Genomic DNA, 4,223 nt, shown 5'->3' with positions numbered 1-4,223 from the left:
CGATCCGGGCGGCCGGGGGTGTGGCCGTCGGGCGCGAGCTGTCGGCCGCGCAGTGGGTCGCGGCGGTGCTGGAGCAGTCCCCGGAGTCGGTGGCGATCGTGGTGACCCAGCTGTCGGTCGCGTCGCTCCCCGAGGACCGGGAGGCGGCCGTCGCGGCGTTCGTCGAGGGCCTGGTGCGGCGCGTCGTCGACCTGGGTCTCAAGCGCCGGGTCGACGACGCGCGCAGCCGCCTGCAGCGGCTGGACCCGTCCGACGAGAGCGCCTACAACGCGGCGTTCGCCGAGCTGCTCGCGATCGAGAGCGAGCGCAGGGCGCTGCGCGAGAGCGCATGAGGGCCGGGTTGGCTGCTGAGGTCGCCACTCTCCTGCGACGCTGCTTCTGAGGTCGGCACTTTGCATCGAGATCGGTCCAGCGCTGGACCGATCTCGATGCAGACTGCCGAACTGGCAGGTCCGGGGTCAGGGGAGTGCCGACCCGCAGCGGGTCAGGCCGGCGCCGGGTGGTCCCTGCCCAGGAGGTCCGCGTCCAGGGACACCGCCGCGAGCTGGCCCGACGCCGCCGCCATGAGCACCGACGCCATCGGCCCCGGCATCGCCGCGGTGTGCGCCATGTCGCCGGCCGCGAACACGCCGGGCAGGCTGGTGCGGGCCATCGCGTCGACCTCGACGGCACCCGACGGCAGCAGCGTCAGCCCGAGCTGCTCCGCGAACGGCGCCCGCTGACCGAACTCGGCGGCCACGAAGATGCCGCCCACCTCCTCGTCCGGCCCGTCCGCGAGGACGACGCGCGCGCCGTCGGCCGTGGGCACGAGCTCCTTGATGGGTTCGGGCCGCACGGCCACCCCGCCGTCGGCCAGGAGGGTGCGGGTGTCGGCGTCGAGGTCGCCGCCGTCGGCCAGGACGGTCAGGCGGCTCGCGATGCGCTCCAGCAGGAACGCGACCCGGGCGACGTGCGGCCCGCTGCCGAGGACGGCGACGGGCTTGCCGCTGAGCTCGTGCCCGTGGCAGTAGGGGCACACGGCCGCGACGGTGCCGAACAGCGGCTCCAGCCCGGGGATCGAGGGCAGGGTGTCGCGCAGGCCGGTCGCGAGCACGACGCCGCGGGTGGTCAGGTGCTCTCCGCCCACCTCGACCCGGAACCCGGCGCCGTCGGGCGCGACGGCGGTCGCGGCGCCCTCTCGGACGGTCACCGTCGCGTAGCCGGCGAGCTCGCCGCGGGCAACGGCGCGGAACTCCGCCGGGGGCCGGCCGTCGTTGGTCACCACGTTGTGCATGTGCTCGGCGGTGGCGTTGCGGTACTCGCCGGAGTCGAGCAGCAGCACGCGCCGGTGCATGCGGCCGAGCGTGAGGGCGGCCTGCAGCCCGGCGGGACCGCCGCCGATCACGACGGCGTCGTAGGAGTTCAGTGGGGGTGTGGCAGACATGGCAGGGCTCCGTTTCCCGGGACGTCTTGCGGTACCACCCCAGGATGTGACTTCATGTTGACATGAAGTCAAGCGAGACCTGGTCGGTCGGCGAGACGGCCCGTCGGTTCGGGCTGGAGACCCATGTGCTGCGCTACTGGGAGGACGAGGACCTGCTGCGGCCCGCGCGCGACGGCGCCGGGCGGCGGCGCTACGGGCGGGACGACGTCGTGCGGGTGGGCGTCATCGTGCGCAGCAAGGCGGCGGGCATGAGCCTGGAGCAGGTGCGGGTCATGCTCGACGCCGGGGCGTACGACCGGCACCAGGTCCTGGAGGCGCACATCGCGGACCTGGACCGCCGGATGGCCGACATGGCGGCGTCCCGCGCGATGACGGAGCACGCGCTGCAGTGCCGCGCGCACGACATCGCGACCTGCCCCGGGTTCCGCAAGCACGTGCAGGACGTGCTCGACGGAGTCCGGGAGGGCTTCGCGGTCACGCCGACCGCGTAACCGTCACACGGACTGCGTGACCTTCGGGTTGTCGCGGGGGAGCAGCAGCACCGTCCCGATCATCACGGCGGCGCAGGCCACGACGCACCAGAAGACCAGGTGCATGGCGTTCGCCAGCCCCGCCCCCTCGGGCGTGCCGTCCGCGCCGACGACGGTCAGGGCGTTGACCACCGCGCCGAGCGCGGCAACTCCGACGGCCTGCCCGATCGACCGGGCGAACATGTTGGTGGCGGTCACCGCGCCGCGCTCGCCCCAGCCCACGCTGTGCTGGGCGGCGAGCAGGGTCGGCACGGCCACGAGGCCCATGCCCAGCCCGATCACGAACACGGCGGCCGAGATCTGCCAGACGGCGGCGTCGGCGTCGAGCAGGAGGGTGAGCAGCGCCCCCGCCAGCACGACCACCGAGCCGATGGTGCTGGTCCAGCGGAAGCCGATCGCGAGGTAGACGCGCCCCGACAGGGTGGCCGCGATGGGCCAGCCGAGCGTGAGTGCGGCCAGCGCGAACCCGGCCACCAGCGGCCCGACGCCGAGCACACCCTGCGCGTAGATCGGGATGTAGGTGGACAGGCCGAGCGTGATGACGCCGACCATCAGCGACGCCGCCGTCGACGCGCCCACCACGCGGCGGCGCAGCAGCCGCAGGTCGAAGATCGGGTGCGGGTTGCGGCGCGCGGCCAGGGCGAACGCGACCAGCAGCGCCACCGCGGCGACGAAGATCGCGATCGACTGCGCGGAGGCCCAGCCCCAGGCGTGGCCGCCCTCCAGCAGTCCGAGCACGAGCAGCGTGCTGCCACCCGTGAGCAGCACGGCGCCCACGTAGTCGACGGGCTCGCGGGCGCCGTCGCGCTCCTTCTCGTGGAACTTGCGCCAGATCGCGAACAGGGCCACGGCCCCGATCGGCACGTTGACCCAGAAGATCCAGCGCCAGCTCACGAACTGGCTGAACACGCCGCCCAGCGTCGGGCCGAGCACCGAGGAGACCGCCCACACGCTGGCCATGTAGCCCTGCGTCCTGGCGCGCTCGGCGAGCGTGTAGATGTCGCTCGTGATCGTCATGGACATCGGCAGGATCGCGCCCGCGCCCAGGCCCTGCAGCACCCGGAACCAGATCAGGGCCGGCATGCTCCACGCCACGGCGCACAGGACCGACCCGAGCACGAACAACGCGATGCCGACGAGGATCACGCGCTTGCGGCCGAACACGTCGGCCAGCCGCCCGTACAGCGGGACGGTCACGGCCTGGGCCAGCGTGTACGCGGAGAAGAGCCAGGGGACCTGCTCGAACGCGCCGAGCTCGCGTGCGATCGTGGTCGAGGCCGTGGCGAGGATCGTGGCGTCGAGCGCCACCAGCGCCGTGGCGAGCATGAGTGCGCCGAGGATGGGACCACGGTCGCCGCGCAGGCCGAGCCGCGTGTCGGTGGTGGTGGACGTCGCGGTCATGCCTGGGGTTCCGGGGTGTGCTGCACGACACGTACAAGGTTGCCCGGGGCACCGCCTATTCCCGGTCATCGGGTGTTTTATTCCCGGCGGTTGCCCGGCCAGCCCTCCGGCGGGATGTCGCGCCCGCCGTCAGGTACGGAGTCGGCAAGGCGGGTGAGCGTCGCGAAGAACGCCCCGACGTCGTCCTCGCCGGGGCCGATCGCGTCCCGCAGGGTCCGGTCGAACTCGATCGCCTGCGTCTTGAGCCGGCGGAAGAGCGCCTCGCCCGCCTCGGTGACCTCGATGCGTTGCACGCGCCGGTTGTTCTCCTGGCGGCTGCGGACGATCAGCCCCCTGTCCTCCATGCCGCGCAGGTGGTGCGTGAGGGTGGCCTCCCGGATGCCGACGGCGTGCGCCAGCTCGCGCTGGGTGGCGGGTGTGCCCTGGTGCACGGCGAGCAGGATGTGCCAGACCTGCCAGGTCGCGCCCTGCTCCGAGAGGTGCGCGTCGAACGCCCGCATCACGCGGTGCACGGACTGCCACATCGCGACCGCGACGGGGACCGGACCCGGGTTCACCCCCTGTGCGGTGTCGCCTGGATCGCCGTCCGCCCGCCCGCTTGGTTGCATGGACGAAGGGTAGTTCGACCGTCACCAAAATGCATTGACGCCTAATCCTTAGATGTCTAACGTTGGCGGTCTGGAAGTTTCGGCACCTCAGACGGAGGCTCGACGATGGCCACGCAGGAAACCCCCGGCACCACAGGCACCTCACCCGAGGCGCTCGACGAAGCCCTCGCACCGCTGGCGGCCGCGCTCGGCGACCGTCTGCTCACCCCCGCGGCGGACACGTTCGCCGACATGGCGGCAGTGTTCGTGGGCGGCCCGCCG

4 protein-coding genes and 1 pseudogene are annotated in these 4,223 nt (G+C 72.9%); 2 read left to right on the top strand and 3 right to left on the bottom strand.

The window, feature by feature from the left end:
- A pseudogene (locus tag PROKR_RS03085) lies at positions 1-332 on the top strand (DNA primase); the annotation flags it as partial.
- A 152-nt stretch (positions 333-484) separates the two neighbouring features.
- Here the strand turns inward: PROKR_RS03085 and PROKR_RS03080 are convergent.
- Positions 485-1,423, bottom strand: a complete 939-nt coding sequence (locus PROKR_RS03080) for an NAD(P)/FAD-dependent oxidoreductase (protein ID WP_036959445.1) — start codon at positions 1,421-1,423, stop codon at positions 485-487.
- A 62-nt stretch (positions 1,424-1,485) separates the two neighbouring features.
- Here PROKR_RS03080 and PROKR_RS03075 point away from each other — a divergent pair, with 62 nt between their 5' ends.
- Positions 1,486-1,914: a helix-turn-helix domain-containing protein gene (locus tag PROKR_RS03075; protein WP_020014006.1), complete on the top strand. Its 429-nt coding sequence runs from the start codon at positions 1,486-1,488 to the stop codon at positions 1,912-1,914.
- 3 nt (positions 1,915-1,917) lie between these two features.
- On the opposite strand, the gene PROKR_RS03070 is transcribed toward PROKR_RS03075, so the two are convergent.
- Positions 1,918-3,354, bottom strand: a complete 1,437-nt coding sequence (locus PROKR_RS03070) for an MDR family MFS transporter (RefSeq protein ID WP_036959444.1) — start codon at positions 3,352-3,354, stop codon at positions 1,918-1,920.
- Positions 3,355-3,431: 77 nt separating this feature from the next.
- Positions 3,432-3,962: a MarR family winged helix-turn-helix transcriptional regulator gene (locus PROKR_RS03065; RefSeq protein WP_211240012.1), complete on the bottom strand. Its 531-nt coding sequence runs from the start codon at positions 3,960-3,962 to the stop codon at positions 3,432-3,434.
- Positions 3,963-4,223 lie beyond the last annotated feature (261 nt).

Origin of the sequence: Promicromonospora kroppenstedtii DSM 19349 (assembly GCF_000515355.1) — a bacterium.
GTDB lineage: Bacteria > Actinomycetota > Actinomycetes > Actinomycetales > Cellulomonadaceae > Promicromonospora > Promicromonospora kroppenstedtii.
This window is presented reverse-complemented; position numbering and strand designations above follow the sequence as displayed.